The sequence below is a fragment of the Dolichospermum sp. UHCC 0315A genome (assembly GCF_008121535.1).
Taxonomy (GTDB): domain Bacteria; phylum Cyanobacteriota; class Cyanobacteriia; order Cyanobacteriales; family Nostocaceae; genus Dolichospermum; species Dolichospermum lemmermannii.
On sequence record NZ_CP043056.1, the window covers coordinates 2,009,845 to 2,029,936 of the forward strand.

Consider the following 20,092-nt stretch of genomic DNA (forward strand, 5'->3'; position numbering starts at 1 on the left):
GAAGGGGGTAGAGATGGTTATGCCCTAGTTGTGGGAATTATCTTTCTCAAATCTTCGATGCGGATTAAGCGTGAAGAAAATGGGGGAGAAGAATCAAACTTTCTCAAAGTCCTCACTTACGTTGAGCAAGTTATTGTCATCTCCTCTAACCCCCTTTGTTGTCTAAAAAAGTTGTTGACTAGCAGTTCAGAGTAGCGAAAATAAGTAACCATTAAAAATCCTTAAAAAGCTGGTGTAATTTGCTTTTTTAGTTTTTAATTCTTAATTTTCAATACCACTCTGCGGTACTAGTACAACACGGCGTAAATAAAATGACCATTAAAAGCTGCGAAAATTTGACTGATTGCAAGGCTTAAAAATGGTTCATTCACTTACGCCGCAGTGTACTAGTTTAGTGCTGCTTTGACATTGGGCAAATTATAGGCTTAGAGTCCCATATTTACTGAATAACCGTACCAGTTGCACCTAATGTTCCAATTGCAGCTCTAGGTCCAGGAGCTGCGATTGGGGCTGTAATTGCAGCATCATTTGGTAGCACTGCTGGACCTAAAGCCCCTACACCAGCAGGAAGGTCTGCACCTAAACCTAAGAAATCTTGTCCCGCAGTCAATATGGTATTAGCCTTACCTACGGAGTTAGCACTACTACCTTGAGGACCGGAGACGCTTGATCCCATTAAAAGTGATCCTTTGTTAGCATAGTTACTAGCAGCTAGTTCAAAGTCAGCCCCACCAGTCACTATTTCTTGTTGCTGATCAGATAAAGCAACAATTAAATCGGATGCGTTGATTTGATTTAACACAATTATTAGCCTCACTTACGTAATTAGGTGTTCCATCACCTAACAACTCAACTATAAGCATTGTTGCCTAAGAATTCATAAACCTACGGGTAGAAAATAAAGTTTGCAAATTTACCTCTAAAAGTAGAGACAAAATAGTTTTTAATTACTAGAATAGTATTATTAAAAGATTAATCCTAGCTCACATAAAATCTGCACAATGTATATTTGTGGTTTTTACAGAAAACTCTGAATATATGAATTTATTCGGATTTCTACTCAACAGAAAATTAAATATCTATGTTTTTAGATATCTCTAATTTCAGAAAAATCATTTTGCTAGATCAGGAATTATTCAGTAATGAGAGAGTAACTGATTTAACAAATAAGCACAGGTAGCACTACCGATAGGAACTGTTAAATTATCTATGCCCAAAAAAGAAAAGGCTTCTAAAATCGTGGCGATTACGGCGACAATTAAGGAAACCATCCAAGTTTGCCAAATATTACCTTGAGTAACCAGTAAAAGAGTTACACAAATAAAATAACTAATTAAAGTCACTGTTAAAGAACCTTCCCAGCTTTTTTGAGAACCAAAAACCACATATTTATGTTTACCAAACCGTTTCCCAATTAAAGCAGCTAATCCATCTCCCCAAGCCATAGTCATAATTCCTAAAACAGCATATTGGGGTTGGTGTAAATACCAAAAAATACCCACTAAAACACCTATACTCACAGCATAGAAAAATGTTCCCAAACTTTGACGACCGACACTATTAATACCAGGAAGAATAGGGAATTGATAAGATAACAAGGTGATAATACCCGCAAAAATTGCCGCAGTAATTCCCACAAAAGAGGGAATATCTAACCACCAAGCAATTAAAATTACGTTACCTGTACCAATATGCACGATTTTACGAATGATTTCCGGTTCACTATCAGTAAAACGACTAACTACCCAAGCAATGCAGATAATTAATCCTACCCAAGCCGCAGCGGGGGCAATTTGCAGCGACAATGGGGAAAGGTTTTCTAAGCTGAGGAATGTGTTAAACAATGAGGGAATAGAGGTATTTTTAACTTTAATTCTACTTTATGAGCTTTGGACATGAAAATATTATTGATTTGGCTAATTAAGGGTTATCGCTTCTTTATTTCTCCCCTGTTTCCCCCGACTTGTCGCTTTCAACCTACTTGTTCCATGTATGCAATTCAAGCTATTGAACGGTTTGGGGTATTTCGGGGTAGTTGGATGGCTATCATGCGGATTTTACGCTGTCATCCTTTTCATCCAGGAGGTTATGATCCTGTTCCAGATGTGAAAGAAAAATCTTGTTGTCAGCATGAAGAGTGAACACGGATTTAAGGGATTACTGGATTACACGGATAGTTTTTTGGGAATTTCTGATTCAGAATATGATTTTATCGGGCTTCCCCCCGCTTCGCTAACACGCTCCAGGCGCAGAGTCTTAGAGAGTCAAAGTTTAAAAACATAGAATTTCACAAGCGTTAAAATGCGACCTTATTACCAAATTCCCATTATTGAATGTGGTGAACCTTTAGTTAAAATTCCTCTGGAATTGTTTGCGGTGGCATCTCCTCACCCTTATCAAAAGTTAGGTGCTAATTATGGCGGAAATTCACCTTATTACTTGCGTCAAAGTGTTGTTGAAAATTTAATTCAGGCGCAAAATCATTTACAATTACTACATCCCCATTGGTCTATTCAAATATTCGATGCTTATCGGCCTGTGGCTGTGCAGCAGTTTATGGTAGATTACAGCTTTAGGGAAGCGTTGCGAGAACGGGGTTTGACGGAAAAGGAATTATTACCCCAGCAACGGGAAGATGTATGGACAGCGGTTTATGAAATTTGGGCTGTACCCAGTTTAGATATGAAAACCCCTCCTCCCCACAGTACGGGGGCTGCGGTGGATATTACTCTAGTCAATGATGTTGGGGAAATTGTGGATATGGGTTCACCCATTGATGAGATGTCCGAGCGATCGCATCCAGACTATTATATTCATAGTCATCAAGGCTATAATACTAACCGGCAATTATTACGGGATGTAATGTTAAAAGCTGGATTTCAACGCAATCCTAGAGAATGGTGGCATTTTTCTTTTGGTGATCAAATGTGGGCTTGGTTATATAATCAATCTCATCCCGAAACTGTGATGACAGCCCGTTATGGACGATTAAGTTAAATGAATTTATGTTTCGCGCAATCTCTAAGAGAGATCCCGCCGGGTAGGCACAAAGGAGCAAAGACGCAAAGTTTGATATTTTCAATAGGTTGTGTTATAATTCTTGCTGATGCTAGTAGTCTGTCAAATTTATTTTGACGGGTTTTTGGTAGTGCGGGCATCTTGCCCGCGTGATCGAGACGCTTACAGTACAGGCATCTTGCCCGCGTGAGCGAGACGCTTACAGTACAGGCATCTTGCCCGCGTGATCGAGACGCTTACAGTACAGTCCATCATTTTTATCTTGACAAACTACTCGTGAAGTTTTTATTTCACAGTTGATGTTGGAGAGGTGTCCGAGTGGTTGATGGTGACGCACTCGAAATGCGTTTTGGGGAAACTCAACGGGGGTTCGAATCCCCCCCTCTCCGTTGATTCAAATAATGATTATTGCGGCTTTTCTTCCTTTTGCTGCGGACTTTCCGGCACTTGATTTTGGTTTATTTCTACAGTTGGAACTACTACAGCCGAAGAATTTTCTGGTTGAGATTCCTGGGGTGGAGTGACTACGGGATTAGATTCCGGTGCAGTATTTTCTGCAGGTGGAGAAGCTTTCTGGGATTCTTTAGCGTCACGCAGGGTATCCATTAAGGATGGTGAAGAAGTCACAACCGGTGTTGATTTATTAATTGTAGTATTCGGGGTTGGAGTGGGCTGAGAGTTGTTATTCTCAGGGGCTTTTTCTTCATCACTACTATTATTAGTAGGGGTTGGTTCTGGGGAAACAGGAGTATTTTTGCGTTTTCTCCTGACTCTCAGTGGTACAGATTCATTAAAAGAGGAATTTTGAATTTTTTGATTTGGAGATGATGGTGATATTTCCACGACAGGTTTGGGTGGAATAGATTCGGAAGTAGATTGTTTAATAACTGGTTTAGGTGATGATTGTAAATTAGGTTTTGATAATATCCGCGTCATACTAAAACCTGCCGTAGCGGCAATTAAGGCAATACTAATGCTCACAATTCCCTTCGATACACCTGCTTTTTTGCCTGTATTTGCGACTTTTGGTGGTGTAGCAATAGGACGGGGAGTAGCTTTTTTGAGGAAATTTTTGGATTTTAAATCCGATAAATTAATAGTCTGTACTGCTTGAGTCGCTAAAGTTGATGATGTCACATTTAGCCCATTTCCCGGTAGTAGTTGCAGCCATTCTGCTACTGTTGTCGGACGAAACTGAGGTTCTACAGCCATTCCTCGGCTAACTGCTTGATTCACAGCCCCACTCAGATGAGGTTGTAATTCACGGGGAGAGGGCATTTTTTCCCGATCTCGCAGTAATGCAGGTATAGGAACTTGTGCAGTTAACAGTGCATATAAAGTCGCTGCTAAACCATAAACATCTGTAGCTGCTGTTCGTTGTGCTTGGGTTAGATACTGTTCAATGGGTGCATAACCTTCACTGACTAAACCTGTATGTGTCTGTTTTGCCCCGTTATTAAATTCTCTAGCAATGCCAAAATCAATTAGCACTACTTCCTGCGTTCCTTGACGCAAAATAATATTATCTGGTTTAATATCTCGGTGCAATAAACCATTATTATGTACAACCTGCAATGCTGCGCCTATTTGACGGATATAATGAATGGCTGTAGCTTCTGGTAGGGGTATTCCTGGTAAAACAAATGCTGCACCTAAGGTGTCTCCGCGAATGTATTCCATCACCATATAAGGTAAACTATCTTCCTCAAAAAAGTCACTTACCCGGACAATATGAGGATGAACACAAGCGGCTAATCTTTTAGCTTCATCTTGAAATTGGCGCTGGAACTTAGGGAAATCGGGATCTTGTCGCAACCTCTCATTGATAGTTTTCATCACCACTTCTTGACCTAAATAGTGGTGCATAGCTTTAAAGGTAACACCAAATCCGCCCCGCCCTATTTCCTGGAGGATGGTATATTTTCCATTCTGCAAAATTGTACCTGCTATCATAGGGTTTTTCAGTCATGAACTACCCCATCTTACTTCGTTGAAGATGGGGTTTCCACATCCCCTTAAATTCATTGATCATGATCAATAAAAATTTATGAACTCTCAACCAGAAGAAGATTTGCAGCGTCGTCTCCAAAATCTAGCAGCAGAAATTAAATCTGCTGGTGTTAATCCTCCGCAACCAGAAGCACAGACACCTCTGACAGGGTTTTCTCAATGGAACTTGTATTTACAAAGATCCAGAAATTGGTTTAATAGTTTATCAACAATTAAAAAGCTGGCAGTCACAGGTATTGTCATGTTGTTAACTGTTTGGATGGTGCAAACAGTATTTGCTCTAGTTGCTTCTGTTATGAGTCTAGCGATGTTGGCAGTGTTAGTGTATCTTGGATACAAATTTTTTATTGCTAATAGAAAGGCAAAATAAGCAATAGCCTATTTTAATCATGCCAATAGTCGCGTAAAAAAAATCACAGGTAATTATTCAATGGCAAATCCAATGATCGGCAAAAGTAGTAGTCAGTCTAGCCGCTCCAAAGAACCGAAGAAAGCTAAAATTACACCATTAGCAACCAGGCGTTTTGTGGCTTGGACGGTGGAAATCACCCTCTTTATTGCCAGTGGTTTAGTTCCTTATGCTTTGGGCGTGTATGTAAATTCTCGGAGTGAGATCCAGCGAGTTCCTCTTAACCCTGTTCTCGTAGTCACAGAAAAAGCGATCGCTAGACCCCTCGCATTACCTGTCAGTTACGGTATTCGCAACGTCGCTTGGCCGACTAATATCTTATGGACATTAGCCCTATTATTACCCACCAGCTTCGGTGCTTGGCAATTATATTTATTAGCTAAAACTGGCAGCACCATTCCCAAACGGTGGTTTAGAGTGCGAGTAGTAAACGAAGCCGGAACAGCCCCAGGCTTAGGTGCAATCATAGTTAGAGAAGGATTAGGGCGTTGGACAGTACCAGTTTCTGCCGCTTATCTACTCTGGCGTTACAGCTTTATTTTCCCCAACTTAGCTCTGTTTACATCTTTAACGATGTTAATGATCCTAGCAGAGTCTAAGGGCTGGCCTGTCCAAAAGCATCGCCGCTCTTTCCATGATCAAATAGCAGGAACATACACAATAGATGCAACCAGCACGGTTAGTCATCCTGGGGAGCAGTCAACAATAAACGAAGCTGATGTAGATAGTGCTGCAACTCAAAAATCTAGTTCCACTCCAGTCCCCAAAAATAATTCTTATCTCAGTCTGTTTTTGGTAGGGCTGACTAGTATGATTGCTGTACTATCAACTTTAGTCGGTACACAAATCTATATCCAAACCCAAGAAAGCCAACGGAGAAGCGAACAAACTAATAGTCAAAAGTTTATCGAACTCATCAAAGCACTAAATCCCAGCAGCGGTGTTACTAATGAAGATCGACAAAGAGCAGTGTTAGCCTTGGGGACTATAGATGATAAACAATCCATCAAATTATTAATTGACTTATTAGTCAAGGAAACAGACCCCAAAACCCTGGATACTATTCAACAAGCTTTAACTAATACTGGTTTTAAAGCTATCCCGGAATTAAACCGGATGAATCAGTTTCTCGCGGAAGAACTAGCATCTATGGGTAAAAGTCCTAATTCGGACATTAGACAAAACCAGTTAATTCTGACTCAGCAGGTAATTAATAAAATTCTGGCTGTCTATAGTGGCAAAATTAACAATATTGACTTGAGTAAAGCTGAATTAGGTTCTCAAGCATCTGGGGGAAAGTCCTTATTTAACCTGGTATTAAACAACATTGATTTATCAGGAATTGTCTTGAAATCGGCAAATCTTAACCAAGCTAATTTCCAAGGTAGCCGTTTTCGCAGCGTCGGTGAAGATGGACGTTGGGATACTTACGATGATGTGATTGCAGATTTAAGCAACGTCCAGTTAAAGGCAGCTAATTTAAGTAATACTAACTTGAGCCGTGTTTCCATGAGTCGGAGTGATTTAAGTCGGGCTAATCTCAACAAAGCCAACTTATCCTACACCCGCTTATTTGCTGCTAATCTCAGTAGTACCCAGTTAGTGGGTACAGATTTACGAAATGCGATTTTAGAAAATGCCAGCTTGATAAATGCAGATTTAAGCAATGCTAATTTAACAGAAGCAAATTTATATGCTGCTCGTTTAGTGCGTGTTTCTGCTATTGGGACACAATTAGCTTATGCAAATTTAACCAAAACTGATTGGCAAGGTGCAGATTTATCTGAAGCCTATTTAGATTATGCTAATCTCAGCGATGCTAACTTAACTGCTACTCGGCTGACTGGTGTTAGTTTGCGTTCCGCTAACTTAGAAAACGCCAATTTGCAAAATGCTGATTTAAGTCGGGCTGATTTACGAAAAGCAAATGTGGACGGAGCAAATTTTCAAGGTACAATCCTCTTTGCCGGTAAACAAAATCCCGCAGATCAGTTTGTGGAAACACCTGATATTGGTTCTCAAAATGCCTCAATCAAAGGAGTAGATTTTACTAAAGCTAAAAATTTAGATCCTCAACAACTGGCATTTATTTGTACTCAAGGTGGACTACATTCTCGTTGTCCATAATGGTATGAGGGGATGAGGCGCAACCCAACAAATGCGTTGGGTTTCATGCTTCAACCCAACCTACGAATCAAGGCTTTTTTCAAGGCGAAGGTATTGCTAAGGGTTGTTTGAAAAGTATTATATCAAACCAGTAATCTCCAAAAACCTAACCCCCCTACCCCCCTTCCCTGCAAGGGAATGGGGGTTTTAAAGCCTCTCCCCTTGCAGGGGAGAGCTTTGGAGAGGGGTCAGTCTATACATTCAAAACTTTTCAAACACCCTCTAAGTTATATTAAATACAGATTGTGTCAGGAGTAGGGTAATGAAGCATTTTCAGTGTTGGCTTGGGGTAATGGGAATGGGAACCGTTTTGAGTTTAGCTGTAAACTCTCAACCAGTACAAGCTCAGGTAGCTTATGGTAGCTATGTTGGTATTGGTCCAACTGTGGGATTGACAGATGGTACGCAATTGGGTGGAGTCCTGGCTTTTCGTTACAAGTTACTAGAAACACCCATTTCTTTCCGCGCTCAAGCGTTAATTGGTAAAGGCACAGCCATAGTCCCGACTGTTTCCTATGACCTCCCTCTCAACTGGCAAACTGATGTTTATTTAGGTGCTGGTTTAGTCTTAACTAGTGGTGATATAGCTTCTCCTGTAGGTAATAAAATTAGCTTTGCTTTGCAACCAGGCATTGATTATGTTATTCCTAATAGTAATACTGTGATTTTTGGTAATGCTATTATTGCTTTTGATGCCTACCGGAATACTGGTGGTACAGCTTTATCTTTACAAGGTGGAGTTGGGTTAAGGTTTTAATTCGTCATTTGTCATTGGTAATAATTTTTTAATTTTTGAGTTCTTGAAAAGATGGTGCTGAACCGAGAAAAATTAGAGTTTTACTTAACAGACCTAGAAACTCCTGTAGGTAAGGTAATTAGTGTAACTATTGCTTTATTGGTTTTAGTATCTTCGGGAATTTTTGTCGCGGAAACCTATAATCTCTCTCAAGAAGCTCGCTGGCAGTTAAGAGGATTAGATGATTGCATATTAATGATTTTTGCTGGGGAATATTTACTCCGCTTATGGAGTACAAAAAATAGAATTAAATATATTCTGAGTTTTTATGCAATTATTGATTTAATCTCAATTTTGCCATCTTTTATCGGATTGGTAGATATTAGTTTTATTCGGTTATTCCGCTGGGTGAGAATTCTCCGTTTACTGAGATTTATTGATAAAAAATTTTTATTTGGTAGTATTAGTAATGAAGATAGTGTAATTTTTGCCAGAATATTATTTACTTTATTTGCTATAGTTTTTATTTTTTCTGGCTTCATTTATCAAGTTGAACATCCTGTTAATCCTCAGAATTTTGATACTTTTTTAGATGCCTTTTATTTCTCCGTTGTCACAATGACAACGGTGGGATTTGGTGATGTGATTCCCATTTCTGAATTAGGTCGGTTACTGACAGTATTGATGATTTTAACAGGAGTGGCTCTGATTCCGTGGCAAATTGGCGACTTAATTAGACGATTGGTAAAAACTGCAAATCAGGTGGAAACTGTTTGTCAAGGGTGCGGTTTAGCGTTTCATGATACAGATGCTGGATTTTGTAAAAGGTGTGGTAAACAATTGATAATTGATCCTTAAAAGATGGGTAGTCCAAAAAAAACAGTGTCATTATTTCCATCTCATGTTTTTAAACATGAGTTTTTTCTGTTCCCTCTGAAAGTTGAAATTTAGCAGTAGGAGTCAGGAGTTAGGTCAATTTTCTCCAGTAGGAGATTCAAAATTCACATCTTCATAGACATCTTCTATCGGACAGTGAAAATCTACACTTGCTAAATGCACATTTTCCCCTTGTCCATAACTGTAAAATCCCCACTGTCCCTCGGAATTACGCCGGAAAATTTCGACATTTATCCGCGTTTGACTTATCAACACATATTCCTGAAGTGATTCTAAATTTCGATAGTCAGCAAATTTATCACCTCTATCAAAGGCTTCTGTTGTGGAAGATAAAACTTCGATAATTAAACAGGGATAACGCAAAAAGTTATTAAAGGCTTTATCTTTTTGGTCGCAACTGACTATGACATCAGGATAGTAATAGGTATTAATTGATTCAATATGTGCCTTGGTATCGGCAATGTAAGCTTGACAGCCACTGCCACGCAGATGATTTCTCAGCATAGCAAAGACGTTGCCAGTAATAATTACATGAGTATTACTAGCCCCTGCCATTGCGTACACTTCTCCGTCTCTGTATTCATGCTTAATAGGGCTGGTTTCTTCCCCTTGGAGATATTCGACGGGGGAAAGATAGTTATAGCTGGGAGTTGCAATCATAGATATCAATTTGGTGGTAATTTGGGGTGTGCTTCCGAGTATTTACTGACTGTAGCAGAAACTTCTGGGTTATAAAGTCGCAGATAATTCCAATAATTACCAAAAACTTGCCGAACATAATTTTTAGTTTCATCAAAAGGAATTCCTTCCACAAACTCATCTGGATCTTGTTTAGGGATGGTTTGCAACCATTTGGCAACGTTACCAGGTCCGGCATTATAACTAGCGATCGCTAACATGGAATTATTGCCGTACTGTTGATGGGTATAATCTAAATACCAAGTCCCCAACATAATGTTATCGCTGGGATTTTCTAGATTGATTTTTTTAAAATCTAAACCGATTTGTGGGGCTATCCATGCCCCTGTACTGGGCATAATTTGCATTAAACCAGTTGCACCAACGGGGGATTTAACTTTCGCCTGAAAGCGAGATTCTTGGCGCATTAAAGCCGTAACTAACAGGGGATTAAGTTGCCGGGAAGTAGACCATTTTTCAATTTCTTTAAAATAAGGAAAGGGATAACGGGCTTGCCAATAAATAGCTTGTTGACTTAAAGCTGCATATTCGGCTTTTTCAGCGGGTGTTTCTCGGTCTTCTAATTTAGCAATTTTGTCAATACCAATGAGATATTCACCTTTAGTTAATTTCATCAATCCTTCGGTAAATTGTTCCGCGACACTAGGCTGATTTTTATTTTTAAATTCTGTTTCCCATTGCAACCAGGCATCACGATCTTGCCCCAGCAAATACAATTCATGAAAAGTCTCAGAACCCGCTGGTGGAACAGGACGTTGCGGGGGGATAATTGCCGGATTCATCACGCGCAGATTGTTAAAATCTCCCACATTTAAACCCAAAATACTCGCAGAACGCCAGGCATAATAAGAGTAAGGAAATTCACTAATTACAGACTTATAAGCAGTAATAGCTTCCTGTTGCTTGCCTAGTGTCGTTGCCCATTTACCTACCCAAAATCCGGCTCTAGGGGCTAAAATACTAGTTTTGTTATTAATAGTAATTGGTTGCGCCCATTGCCACGCACCTAGATAGTCGTTGTTTTTAGCTTTAGTTTGGGCAATTTTCCAGCGAAATTCAGCGGCTTCATCACTGCTACTATATTTACCTAGTAATAATTTCCATGTTGTGTTAGCTGATTGATTATCTTTGAGACTATCCAGCAAAGTCCCTTTTTTAATTAATGCTTGAGGTGCTTGGTCAGGAAATTGACTAATTACTTGGTCGAGATAGATAATAGAGTCTTTACCCGTAGCTATGTCGGACAATCTTAATAGGGCTATAGCTGTTTCTTTGGCTGTGGGAAACTTTTGTAGCAGTTGTTTATAAACTTCAATGGCTTGATCTTGTTCTTTATTTAATTGTAATCCTCTGGCGATGCGGTAGAGGTTGGTAGCGGTTTTTGGTGCTTGAATATAAGCATTTTTAGCTTTGGTAAATTCATTGTTATCCCAATAGACTGAACCAATCAGTTCCCAATCTGCGGGTTTGAGTTGTGGCTGTTTTATTAACTGATTTAATACACCCACAATTCCTGGTTCGTCAGCGGCGTATTTAGCTAAGATTAATTGTAACTTAGGCTGATTAGGATTATCTTTTAAGCGTTTGCGGATAATTTCCCAAGTGAGGGGATGGGAGGGAAATTGAGCGATCGCTTGATCAGACAATTTTGGTTGAGCGATCGCATATATAGCTTTAACTGCGGCTGCTTCTTTACCATATTCCTTTAACACCCTGCGGCGCAAATCGGAAGCTTGCTTATCTTCGCCCAAAATATCATGAGCCTGGGCTTGTTTAAGTAAAATGTAAGGAGCTAATACAGGATAATCTTTTTCCAGTCCTGCCAATAAACTCAGGGCTTTTTTCCCTTGAGAAGTTTCTACGTAATCACAAGAGAGCAAATAACGGGCGCGTTCTCGATCTGGGGAACTACCAGTTTGAGCAATTTCCGTGAGTTTTGTTAATCTTTCTGGTACAGATTGAGACAATAGAGAAAATACAACTGACTTAACTTTGGTAGCCTCAGATAATTTTTCCGGCTTACCCTGACTCAAGTTCAACCATTGACTCACGGTTTTGCCAACTTGGGGGGCTGACACCATTGCCCCGGCTAAAAAGGCACATAGTCCAGCGCCCGCAAGTAGATAAATTTGTGTTTTCTGTAGTTTTTTGAACATTGATACTCACTGATTGCCTAGTGTCTCACGGAGAAAGTTGGCGATTAATCTTCTGGCAACTTTATAATTAGGGTAACATCCCTGACCAATTTTTACGGCTATGATGCAGGACTTTCCGCCTATTTGGATAAATATAATCTCTCTTCGAGTTTGTCGCAACGGGTTGAAATGGCAAGCAGTTATTATGGCGTTAATATTTTATTTATCTGATTCCACTTGTTTAATTACCTCTAAAGGTAACTCTAATACCTCTGCAATTTGCTCATCATTTAAGCCGAAATACCTTAATTTACTAATCTTTTCTATCTGAGTTTTATTCTGATCTTTTTGCTTTAGTTTAGAATTACCAGCATGACTTTTATCTGGTTTAGTTTTAGGTTGTTTAGAACCAAGATTTATACAGCCAATTAAATTACTATTAATTTTACTATTATTACCCAAAGAAATATTCACATTTCCCTGTCGTTCTAGAACTGATTTAAGATTACTTTTATCAACTGGTTCATCAAAAATATCAGATAACATTTTTAAAAGTTCGTAACCTACATCTTTTGCATGACCCGCGCTACAACCACAATTTTCGGCAATATCAGCATACTTTTGATGCTTGAGTGTTCCCTCAATAACTCCACGTTGCAAGTCATTGAGACGTTTGCCTGTATTGAGATAGACAGCCTCATCCACAAGTTGTAGTAGTTCGTTAACCTGCATGGCTAAAAATGTAACGCGACACAAGTAATGATAGCAGACTTTATCCGTACTTTTCAGACTTTTTCCGTCTGTTTGTAATTTTTTTTTGCGATCCGCTTTTTTCCGCTTTTCAGGTTTGAGTGTGTGGTGTAGCATACCCTAGTATTAAAAGAAAAACCAGACCGTAATCACTATATAGTTTCACATCATAATTGGAGATGCTTTAAATGGGCTTTTTTGAACGCGCGGGTGTCCTATTAGATCAGTTGATTGAATGGTTAGGAATAAGATTTAAAGCTTTTCTAGAAGATTTGGTATCAGAAATCGACAGAATATGGGAAAGAATAATTAGGAGTGCTTTAATTTTAGCGTATGGAGTAGGTGTTGTCTTGTATGCAATTTTTTACGCAGGAAAAGAGATAGGTGAAACCTTAATGGAGGTTTGGGATCCCAGATACCACGAAAAGAAAGATTCACAAGTTTTTAGTATTAGACAAGCACCTCAATCGGGACAAGAATTGAAATTTGGACAAGCACCTCAAGGCTCTCCTTTACCTACGAACCGATCTGAAGCTAAAATATTAACTTTGCGAAATTGGTGATAAACATTTGAATTTTATAGGATTATCTATGACACAAGATTCTGATAATATCTACACAGCAGTTGGTTTTCGTTCTCCCGAACCAGATGGAACTTTAAGAACCATTGAACTATTTGGTTTACCGGGTCAAAAAAATAGAGATGATGAAGTAGTTTTTATGCCTGAGACACAAAGTTTTTTTGATGATTTAATAGTCAGAAAAATTTTTCGTCAGAGTCGTAAAATTAGAAATTGTAACTTTAAACATCTACAAATATGGCTTTATAATAGTGAAGCCAGAAACGAGGATCAAGGTTATTCTATACCAGAAATTGATGAACGTGATTTAGTCATAAAATCAAATTTTCCTTTTTCCAGGTTAGAACAAATTTATGTTCTTAATAATAATGTAGAAGAATCTGAATATCAAGAATGGTGGAGTATTGTTGAAGAACTTTTTACTCCCTTATTTTCAGAATTTGTGCCTCCTCCTGAAATACCGAAAACCATTGCTGAAAGGCAAATATTTAAGCCCTTTGAAAATTTATTTGAGTCTCTAGATACCTATGGAAAAATGAAACAAGAAGTTTGGTTTAATTCTTTAATAATTCAGATCGATTGAGAATATTTATTGGAGACAATGTAATGCCAAGAACTGATAATAACTCACCCCAATCGAGCAAATTACCGGAACCAACAATAGATTTCACACCTTATTTAAGAGAACCAAAATATTCTCTTGAAGATGTCATACTGCCACAAAAAAGCAAAAAGCAAATCGAATCAACTATAGTTGAACTTGAATATCAAGACCTAATTTACAAAGACTGGGGAATGGGTGAAAAACACAAATTAGATAAAGCCCTTTCTATCAACTTATCAGGACCACCTGGTACTGGCAAAACACTCACTGCTGAAGCATTTGCTCATTCAGTAAAAAAGAAAATTCTAGTAGTTCCCTACCAACAACTTGAATCTAAGTATGTTGGTGAAACTCCTAAAAATATTGCAAAAGCCTTTGAATTTGCAACGAGTAATGACGCGGTTTTATTCTTTGATGAAGCTGATTCATTCTTAGGTAAACGGCTAGAAAATGTAAGTCAATCAACCGATACGGCTGTTAATTTAACTCGCAGTGTCATGTTATTACAACTGTCAGCATACGAAGGAATAGTAATATTTGCAACGAATTTAATTTATAACTATGACCCAGCTTTTATTAGCAGAATTCGCTGGAAAATTCAGATTGATTTACCTGATGAACAAGCAAGAGCTAAAATTTGGCAAGTTCAAATTCCTCAAAAACTTCCTTTAGATAAATCAGTAGATTTTGCCCAACTTGCATCTCAGTTTGATGGAATATCAGGGAGAGATATTAAAAATGCAGTTTTAAAAGCTGTCGTTTCTGCTGCAAAAGAAAATAAGATTACAGAGCAAAAACAAGTTACACAATCTCATTTCATAGAAGCAATAACTGAGATAATTGCAGCTAATCAGGCCTCTGTAAAACCGGAATTTAAAATAACCCCTGTCAATGGTCAAGTAGACTTACCTTCCGAGCGAATGAATGCAATATCTAATTAATTTTTAGATAAGTCAGTATAAGTATAGTGCGTTTCCCCTGCATAACGCACCTTTTTTTTACTGTTGCTAACCTACCCTATAGTTATAATTTCTCTCTCTGGTAGTATATTAGCTGAAAATATGACATAATTAAAAATATAATTAATCTAAAAAGGATTATCAATAATGACAGTAGTTAACTTACAAATTCCCTTTGAATCATTAATTGCGGCAATTTCGTCTCTCAATTTACAAGAAAAACATCAACTTTTAGAATTTCTAGAAGAACAACTTTCAGAAAATGAAGAAGATTTAATAGAACAAAATTCCCAAATTATCTCCGAAATTGCAGAAGCCCGTTAAGCTTATCAAAATGGCGACTATCAAACAATTCAAGAATATAAAAAATAAACTTAAATTATCAGATTTTAGTGATATAATTAGAGCAAATAATTCTCTTGATAATAGTATGTCCGTCAACGTAATCAAAGAACATATTGAAATCACTCCTGGTATTTGTGGAGGAAAACCTCGCATTGCTGGACATCGGATTCGAGTTCAGGATATTGTGATTTGGCATGAACAAATGGGAATGTCTCCTGATGAAATTCTCTACCATTATCCTAGTATTACCTTGTCTGATGTCTATGCTGCTTTAGCATACTATCATGATCATCGGGAAGAAATTAGGCAACAAATATCAGAATCAGAGGCTTTAATCCAAGAAATTCAAGCACAAACTCCTTCGATTCTGCAACAAAAACTGAAAAAACGCAATGATAGAGAGAATTAAATTTCATTTAGATGAAAGTGTTAGTAATGCGATCGCGTTAGGTTTACATCGTCGAGGAATCAATGTTACTACAACGTCAGAAACCGGATTAATGGGTGTATCAGACAGAGAACAAATTGCTTTTGCGTTATCTGAAAATCGGATATTGATTACTCATGATGATGATTTTGTTATTCTTCATCGTAGCGGTATAACTCATGCAGGAATTACGTATTGTGATCAGAAACGCCGTTCAATTGGTGAAATTTTAAATACTTTAATTCTGATTTGGGAAACACTTGAACCAGGAGATATGAAAAATCAACTTGAATTTTTGTGAAAATTAACTCGCTTTTGATTCCAACACAGTCAACCACTATTCAAATAATCGAGCTAGGCATTCATCGCGGGTAAAATTAAAATGGTTCTCAATATCACGTAAAATGGCACTAAGAGTCCCAATTTTAATTGGACTATGATTAGGAATAGTAATGTGATGTTTACCATTTTCTTGAGTTGTCAATCGAATATGACTACCTGTTTGGTGATCAAGTTTTTTCTGCTAAATCATGAAGCTGAACATGACTAGAATCAGAAAAAATATCTGCTAATCGAGTTATTAATTTACGACTCAAATTTTGGTCAAAAAGCAATTTCAAGCCGCACCTACCGTAGCAACTAAACGATGTTCACGGTCAGCAGCAAATTCTAGACAAGCTCTAATATCGTCTTCTGTTAATTCGGGAAAATCCTCTAATATCTCTGCATAAGACATACCAGATGCTAACCAACCTAAAATATCATAAACTGTGATTCTCATCCGGCGAATACAAGGTTTACCACCCCGCTTATCTGGCTCAATGGTAATAATATCTTGATAGCTCATATTATTTAATCTCTCTAACTTTATAGTATTTTAACATCTTTTGCTTCAGGTTTAAGATATGGTTGGCTAGGCTGTGGCAATCTTCGATTTTGCAACAAAAATTGAAAAAATTATCTTATCCTGGCAAATCTAATCTGAGTTTCAGTGACTACCACAAAACTATCTGCTAACTGTTCCTTATGCTGCTCTAATACCTGTTGTAAAATATAGATTTTATTGGCAGAACGTTCATTTTCTAAACGCAGAAGAATCACACCTCGATGAGGGTATTTATCCCGATAAACTTTCTCGCCAAAATCTTTGTCGCTAGTAATCAAAATCCAATTTTCATCAAAGGCCTTTTGAATAATTGTGTCATCATCTATTCCCCGTGCTTGTTCATAAACTGAGAAAACTTCATAACCTTGTTCACGTAACCAGCGAGCGACAGTCACACCTGTATTTTCATCTACTAAAAATCGCATCTAGGCAATCTCCGCAATCAAAGGCATGAAACTGGTACTTTCTAGAGAGCGAGATGCAAATAATAAACAAGCTCGAATATCTGCTTCTACTAAACCTTCATATTCTTCCAAAATTTCTATGACTGTTGCACCGTGTGCAAGGAGATTAAGAATATACTCGACGGTTAAGCGTGTACCCTTAATTGTCGGTTTTCCAGCCATTACTTTGGGATTTGTAGTAATCCGATTCAGTATTTCTCGTTCTATCATATATTCTCAAGTGGTAAGTAATAGTTTTTGCCGTTGGTTTGAACATCAGTAAAACCTAACAAAGCCTCTCAAAACATGACATTCAACAATCTAACTCATTAATTATATCACTCAAACACATAATTTTGGATTTAAATTAATTAGTAATACCTAATTTAGACAATACAGTATTTTCGTATTTTAAATCACAATTTAAACAAAAGTTAATAATCAATCTTTTCACCCATCAATTACCCGCACATAAATAGCCCGTGCTATTTCCCGATCTATAGTCATAGATAAACTACCACATTTAATCACAAAAGTAGGAAATTGCTGTTCTACAGTAATGGTATTCCCTGTTTTAATGCCCATTAATATGAGCTTTTTTCTAATTATCTCATCTTGACTTTGACAAACAGTAACTATCCCACAATCGCCTGCTTTCATCAATTCTAAAGAACAACCCATAATAGTAAAAGGAGTAAACATTGGATTATCAAAATAAAAAGCGAAAATTGAAATGATGAAAGATGATAAACATCCTCCATCATTGTGAAATTGAAAGAGTTCAGTAATGCTAAACCCTGACAGATATTGTATTAAGCAAGATAAGGTTCTTGGTGAGTCTTGATTGTAGAGTTAGACCGAGGATAGGTAACACATAATAGAGCGAATCCTTTGCCTATTTGCTCATCATCTAGGAAGGATTGATCGTCTTGATTGATTTCACCTTCAACAACCTTACCTACACAGCTAGAACAAGCACCGGAGTGACAGGAGAAAGGTAATTCAATCCCAGCTTCGTCTGCTGCATCTAGAATTGTGGTGTCTTCGTCACATTCAATTGTGGTGTCGAAGTCTTCTTTTTTGCTGATCAATCTTACTTGGTAGGTCGCCATTTTTTAATTCTCCTCAAACGTGAATGAAGTGAGTTTTTGAGTTAGTTAAGTTTCCCCGGCTGAGTTCAAAATTCAAAATGAAAGGCTTATTTTTTGAACTTTGAACTATTGGCCGCAAGGTACACCAGTGGGAGTACCATCATCTGTTTTAAAAGATTTGCCACAACCGCAGGTATCAGTTGCATTGGGATTGGAAAACTTGAAGCCGCTGTCCATTACTCCCTCAACAAAATCAACTACCACACCTGCTAATAAAGGCGCACTTTTAGCATCAACGTAAATCAACACATTTCCTTGTTGAGATACGACATCATCAGGTTGGGGCTTACTGGTAATTTCGATGCCATACTCGTAGCCACTGCAACCACCATCTTTAACGGAGATGCGGACACCTTTTTTAGCGTCTTCAGTTGCAGAACCTTTTAAAAATGCCCGCAGACGAAATTCAGCCTTTTCTGTTAAAGTAACAGTCATTTTGTTTCCTATTCTGTAGCGAATATTCTGATTTGGAATGTGGATTTGAAAAAAGAGGTACTTTATACCGTTGCAGTTTGAGATTGGGAATATCTCCAAGGGGCAGTATTACCACAGACTGGACAATTGCGATCGCGGTGAGAACGGCGTTTAGCAAATTCCATTCGGTTCAAATCAATGGTCAGCAACTCTGACAACAGCGGTTGACTAAAACCAGTAATCAACTTCACCGCTTCTAACGCCGTCAAACAAGCCAAAGTCCCAGAAACAGCCCCCAGCACAGAAAAACCGCGCCGATCCCAATCAGGCTTTTCTGGAAACAGACAGGATAAACAAGGCGTAACACCAGGAATAATCGTAGTGAGGTAAGCCTCCATTCCATCCATAGCCGCCTCTACCATGGGCTTGCGCCAGCGGACACAGGCTGCATTTAACAAATTGCGTTCAGTGAAATTATGAGCGCAATCCAAAGCCATATCCGCCGACTGCACCAACTCATCCACATTTTCGGCGGTAATGTAATCGTGAACTACATCCACTTGGACATCGGGATTGATGGCTTTAAGTGTTTCTTGGGCTTTAAATACTCTAGGTTTACCCACCCAGTCGTCAGTCATCAAAACCTGACGATTCATATCATCCAGCCGCAAATCTCCACCCCGGACTAGGATTAGCCGCCCAACACCCGCTACTGCTAGGTAAAGCGCCGCCGTACCGCCTAATCCACCCACACCCGACACCAAAACAGTCGCTGATTTCAGGCGCTTTTGAGCTAATTCGCCAAAATTAGGAAGCATCATTTGGCGACTATAGCGTTCCAATTCGGTAGGCGTTAGGTTGATCACTTTTTAACTCCTAATCTGAGGTGATTTCTGTCAGGGTGACAACATTTTTTCGCTTATCATTAAACACCTTGAACAGCTTTTGTTCATGGGGTGTAGATTCTATAAACACCTGATAAGCTTGTTGCAAAGCTGTACAATATTTCTCTAATCTTTCTTCGTCACTTATCTGGGGATAAGTATCATCAATTTGACTCATGAACTGAGAAAACTTTTTCAAAATATGTAAACGATTAACATTTACAAATTTTTGGTCGTAGGGCAGATTAAAGAAGATGAAAAATTCTTCTGCATCTACTAACTTCTTGAATTCATCAATATTGGTACTCATTTAGAATTCTCCATTTTTTTGAGTTGTTGCTTGAGTCCATCTAACTGACAGTAGATTTCGTAAGTTTCCGCAGCAACATCCATTAGTTTGTGGTAGTCTGTGGGCAAACCTTCCGCTAAATCATGCAGATCCATTTTCATTTGACCTGCTTTACTATTTAGCTTTTTAATCTTGGTTGTAATTTCCTCAATTGTCATTGGTAATTGGTAATTGGTAATTGGTGATTGGTAATTGGTAATTGGTAATTGGTAATTTCTGCCCAGTCCCC

At 38.3% G+C, this 20,092-nt stretch carries 29 protein-coding genes and 1 tRNA gene; 13 read left to right on the forward strand and 17 right to left on the reverse strand.

The window, feature by feature from the left end:
• Positions 1-439: 439 nt before the first annotated feature.
• Both BMF77_RS09665 and BMF77_RS09670 read right to left on the reverse strand, forming a co-directional pair.
• Positions 440-802, reverse strand: coding sequence for a CTB family bacteriocin (locus BMF77_RS09665; protein WP_148762447.1), 363 nt, complete (start codon positions 800-802; stop codon positions 440-442).
• 334 nt (positions 803-1,136) lie between these two features.
• Complete coding sequence (locus tag BMF77_RS09670; RefSeq protein ID WP_015081354.1) at positions 1,137-1,844, reverse strand: diacylglycerol/polyprenol kinase family protein; 708 nt, start codon at positions 1,842-1,844, stop codon at positions 1,137-1,139.
• A gap of 51 nt (positions 1,845-1,895) precedes the next feature.
• On the opposite strand from BMF77_RS09670, the gene yidD reads away from it, so the two are divergent.
• The 3 genes from yidD to BMF77_RS09685 all read left to right on the forward strand — a co-directional run bounded on the left by yidD (position 1,896) and on the right by BMF77_RS09685 (position 3,407).
• On the forward strand, positions 1,896-2,141 hold the full coding sequence (yidD, locus tag BMF77_RS09675; RefSeq protein ID WP_148762448.1) for a membrane protein insertion efficiency factor YidD: 246 nt from the start codon (positions 1,896-1,898) through the stop codon (positions 2,139-2,141).
• Between the two features lie 160 nt (positions 2,142-2,301).
• Complete coding sequence (locus BMF77_RS09680) at positions 2,302-2,997, forward strand: M15 family metallopeptidase (RefSeq protein ID WP_148762450.1); 696 nt, start codon at positions 2,302-2,304, stop codon at positions 2,995-2,997.
• A 325-nt stretch (positions 2,998-3,322) separates the two neighbouring features.
• A tRNA-Ser gene (locus tag BMF77_RS09685) sits at positions 3,323-3,407 on the forward strand.
• A 16-nt stretch (positions 3,408-3,423) separates the two neighbouring features.
• On the opposite strand, the gene BMF77_RS09690 is transcribed toward BMF77_RS09685, so the two are convergent.
• On the reverse strand, positions 3,424-4,971 hold the full coding sequence (locus BMF77_RS09690; RefSeq protein WP_148762452.1) for a protein kinase: 1,548 nt from the start codon (positions 4,969-4,971) through the stop codon (positions 3,424-3,426).
• Positions 4,972-5,065: 94 nt separating this feature from the next.
• Here BMF77_RS09690 and BMF77_RS09695 point away from each other — a divergent pair, with 94 nt between their 5' ends.
• The 4 genes from BMF77_RS09695 (at position 5,066) to BMF77_RS09715 (ending at position 9,197) form a co-directional block, all read left to right on the forward strand.
• Positions 5,066-5,398, forward strand: a complete 333-nt coding sequence (locus tag BMF77_RS09695) for a hypothetical protein (RefSeq protein WP_148762454.1) — start codon at positions 5,066-5,068, stop codon at positions 5,396-5,398.
• 60 nt (positions 5,399-5,458) lie between these two features.
• Complete coding sequence (locus BMF77_RS09700) at positions 5,459-7,564, forward strand: pentapeptide repeat-containing protein (protein ID WP_148762456.1); 2,106 nt, start codon at positions 5,459-5,461, stop codon at positions 7,562-7,564.
• A 301-nt stretch (positions 7,565-7,865) separates the two neighbouring features.
• On the forward strand, positions 7,866-8,360 hold the full coding sequence (locus BMF77_RS09710; protein WP_148762458.1) for a hypothetical protein: 495 nt from the start codon (positions 7,866-7,868) through the stop codon (positions 8,358-8,360).
• 51 nt (positions 8,361-8,411) lie between these two features.
• Positions 8,412-9,197 (forward strand): ion transporter, encoded by a 786-nt coding sequence (locus BMF77_RS09715; RefSeq protein ID WP_148762460.1) that lies wholly within the window; start codon positions 8,412-8,414, stop codon positions 9,195-9,197.
• 114 nt (positions 9,198-9,311) lie between these two features.
• Here BMF77_RS09715 and BMF77_RS09720 read toward each other — a convergent pair whose 3' ends face one another.
• From BMF77_RS09720 to BMF77_RS09730, 3 genes are all read right to left on the reverse strand, one after another.
• Positions 9,312-9,896, reverse strand: a complete 585-nt coding sequence (locus BMF77_RS09720; RefSeq protein ID WP_148762462.1) for a Uma2 family endonuclease — start codon at positions 9,894-9,896, stop codon at positions 9,312-9,314.
• Between the two features lie 5 nt (positions 9,897-9,901).
• Entirely contained in the window at positions 9,902-12,091 is a 2,190-nt protein-coding gene (locus BMF77_RS09725; RefSeq protein WP_148762464.1) for a transglycosylase SLT domain-containing protein, read from the reverse strand.
• Between the two features lie 198 nt (positions 12,092-12,289).
• Positions 12,290-12,937, reverse strand: coding sequence for a hypothetical protein (locus tag BMF77_RS09730; protein ID WP_246863106.1), 648 nt, complete (start codon positions 12,935-12,937; stop codon positions 12,290-12,292).
• Positions 12,938-13,008: 71 nt separating this feature from the next.
• On the opposite strand from BMF77_RS09730, the gene BMF77_RS09735 reads away from it, so the two are divergent.
• From BMF77_RS09735 to BMF77_RS09755, 6 genes are all read left to right on the forward strand, one after another.
• Positions 13,009-13,383, forward strand: coding sequence for a hypothetical protein (locus BMF77_RS09735; protein WP_148762466.1), 375 nt, complete (start codon positions 13,009-13,011; stop codon positions 13,381-13,383).
• A 28-nt stretch (positions 13,384-13,411) separates the two neighbouring features.
• Positions 13,412-13,984, forward strand: a complete 573-nt coding sequence (locus BMF77_RS09740) for a hypothetical protein (protein ID WP_148762468.1) — start codon at positions 13,412-13,414, stop codon at positions 13,982-13,984.
• Positions 13,981-14,946 carry an ATP-binding protein gene (locus tag BMF77_RS09745; RefSeq protein ID WP_210422327.1) on the forward strand — a complete coding sequence of 322 codons (966 nt, stop codon included), beginning with the start codon at positions 13,981-13,983 and terminating at the stop codon, positions 14,944-14,946. Before BMF77_RS09740 ends, BMF77_RS09745 begins: the two co-directional genes overlap by 4 nt.
• A gap of 165 nt (positions 14,947-15,111) precedes the next feature.
• On the forward strand, positions 15,112-15,288 hold the full coding sequence (locus BMF77_RS26630) for a hypothetical protein (protein WP_168204422.1): 177 nt from the start codon (positions 15,112-15,114) through the stop codon (positions 15,286-15,288).
• 10 nt (positions 15,289-15,298) lie between these two features.
• Entirely contained in the window at positions 15,299-15,718 is a 420-nt protein-coding gene (locus BMF77_RS09750) for a DUF433 domain-containing protein (RefSeq protein ID WP_246863107.1), read from the forward strand.
• Positions 15,702-16,037 (forward strand): DUF5615 family PIN-like protein, encoded by a 336-nt coding sequence (locus tag BMF77_RS09755; RefSeq protein ID WP_148762470.1) that lies wholly within the window; start codon positions 15,702-15,704, stop codon positions 16,035-16,037. Before BMF77_RS09750 ends, BMF77_RS09755 begins: the two co-directional genes overlap by 17 nt.
• A gap of 36 nt (positions 16,038-16,073) precedes the next feature.
• On the opposite strand, the gene BMF77_RS09760 is transcribed toward BMF77_RS09755, so the two are convergent.
• From BMF77_RS09760 to BMF77_RS09805, 11 genes are all read right to left on the reverse strand, one after another.
• Positions 16,074-16,220 (reverse strand): type II toxin-antitoxin system HicA family toxin, encoded by a 147-nt coding sequence (locus BMF77_RS09760; RefSeq protein ID WP_246863108.1) that lies wholly within the window; start codon positions 16,218-16,220, stop codon positions 16,074-16,076.
• Between the two features lie 25 nt (positions 16,221-16,245).
• Positions 16,246-16,356, reverse strand: a complete 111-nt coding sequence (locus BMF77_RS28975) for a DUF5615 family PIN-like protein (protein WP_366925014.1) — start codon at positions 16,354-16,356, stop codon at positions 16,246-16,248.
• Positions 16,353-16,583, reverse strand: coding sequence for a DUF433 domain-containing protein (locus tag BMF77_RS09765; protein ID WP_148762475.1), 231 nt, complete (start codon positions 16,581-16,583; stop codon positions 16,353-16,355). Before BMF77_RS09765 ends, BMF77_RS28975 begins: the two co-directional genes overlap by 4 nt.
• 110 nt (positions 16,584-16,693) lie before the next feature.
• The gene (locus tag BMF77_RS09770; protein WP_148762477.1) at positions 16,694-17,047 is read right to left on the reverse strand and encodes a DUF5615 family PIN-like protein; all 354 of its coding nucleotides are present in this window, start codon (positions 17,045-17,047) and stop codon (positions 16,694-16,696) included.
• On the reverse strand, positions 17,048-17,296 hold the full coding sequence (locus BMF77_RS09775; protein WP_148762479.1) for a DUF433 domain-containing protein: 249 nt from the start codon (positions 17,294-17,296) through the stop codon (positions 17,048-17,050).
• A gap of 219 nt (positions 17,297-17,515) precedes the next feature.
• The gene (locus BMF77_RS09780; RefSeq protein ID WP_148762481.1) at positions 17,516-17,767 is read right to left on the reverse strand and encodes a FeoA family protein; all 252 of its coding nucleotides are present in this window, start codon (positions 17,765-17,767) and stop codon (positions 17,516-17,518) included.
• 110 nt (positions 17,768-17,877) lie between these two features.
• Positions 17,878-18,177 (reverse strand): 2Fe-2S iron-sulfur cluster-binding protein, encoded by a 300-nt coding sequence (locus BMF77_RS09785; protein WP_015081336.1) that lies wholly within the window; start codon positions 18,175-18,177, stop codon positions 17,878-17,880.
• Positions 18,178-18,282: 105 nt separating this feature from the next.
• Positions 18,283-18,651, reverse strand: coding sequence for an iron-sulfur cluster assembly accessory protein (locus BMF77_RS09790; protein ID WP_015081335.1), 369 nt, complete (start codon positions 18,649-18,651; stop codon positions 18,283-18,285).
• A 62-nt stretch (positions 18,652-18,713) separates the two neighbouring features.
• The gene (locus tag BMF77_RS09795; RefSeq protein WP_148762483.1) at positions 18,714-19,496 is read right to left on the reverse strand and encodes a HesA/MoeB/ThiF family protein; all 783 of its coding nucleotides are present in this window, start codon (positions 19,494-19,496) and stop codon (positions 18,714-18,716) included.
• A 10-nt stretch (positions 19,497-19,506) separates the two neighbouring features.
• Positions 19,507-19,824 (reverse strand): nitrogenase-stabilizing/protective protein NifW, encoded by a 318-nt coding sequence (nifW, locus tag BMF77_RS09800; RefSeq protein ID WP_015081333.1) that lies wholly within the window; start codon positions 19,822-19,824, stop codon positions 19,507-19,509.
• Complete coding sequence (locus BMF77_RS09805; protein WP_015081332.1) at positions 19,821-20,021, reverse strand: CCE_0567 family metalloprotein; 201 nt, start codon at positions 20,019-20,021, stop codon at positions 19,821-19,823. The genes nifW and BMF77_RS09805 overlap by 4 nt, the downstream gene beginning before the upstream one ends.
• Positions 20,022-20,092 lie beyond the last annotated feature (71 nt).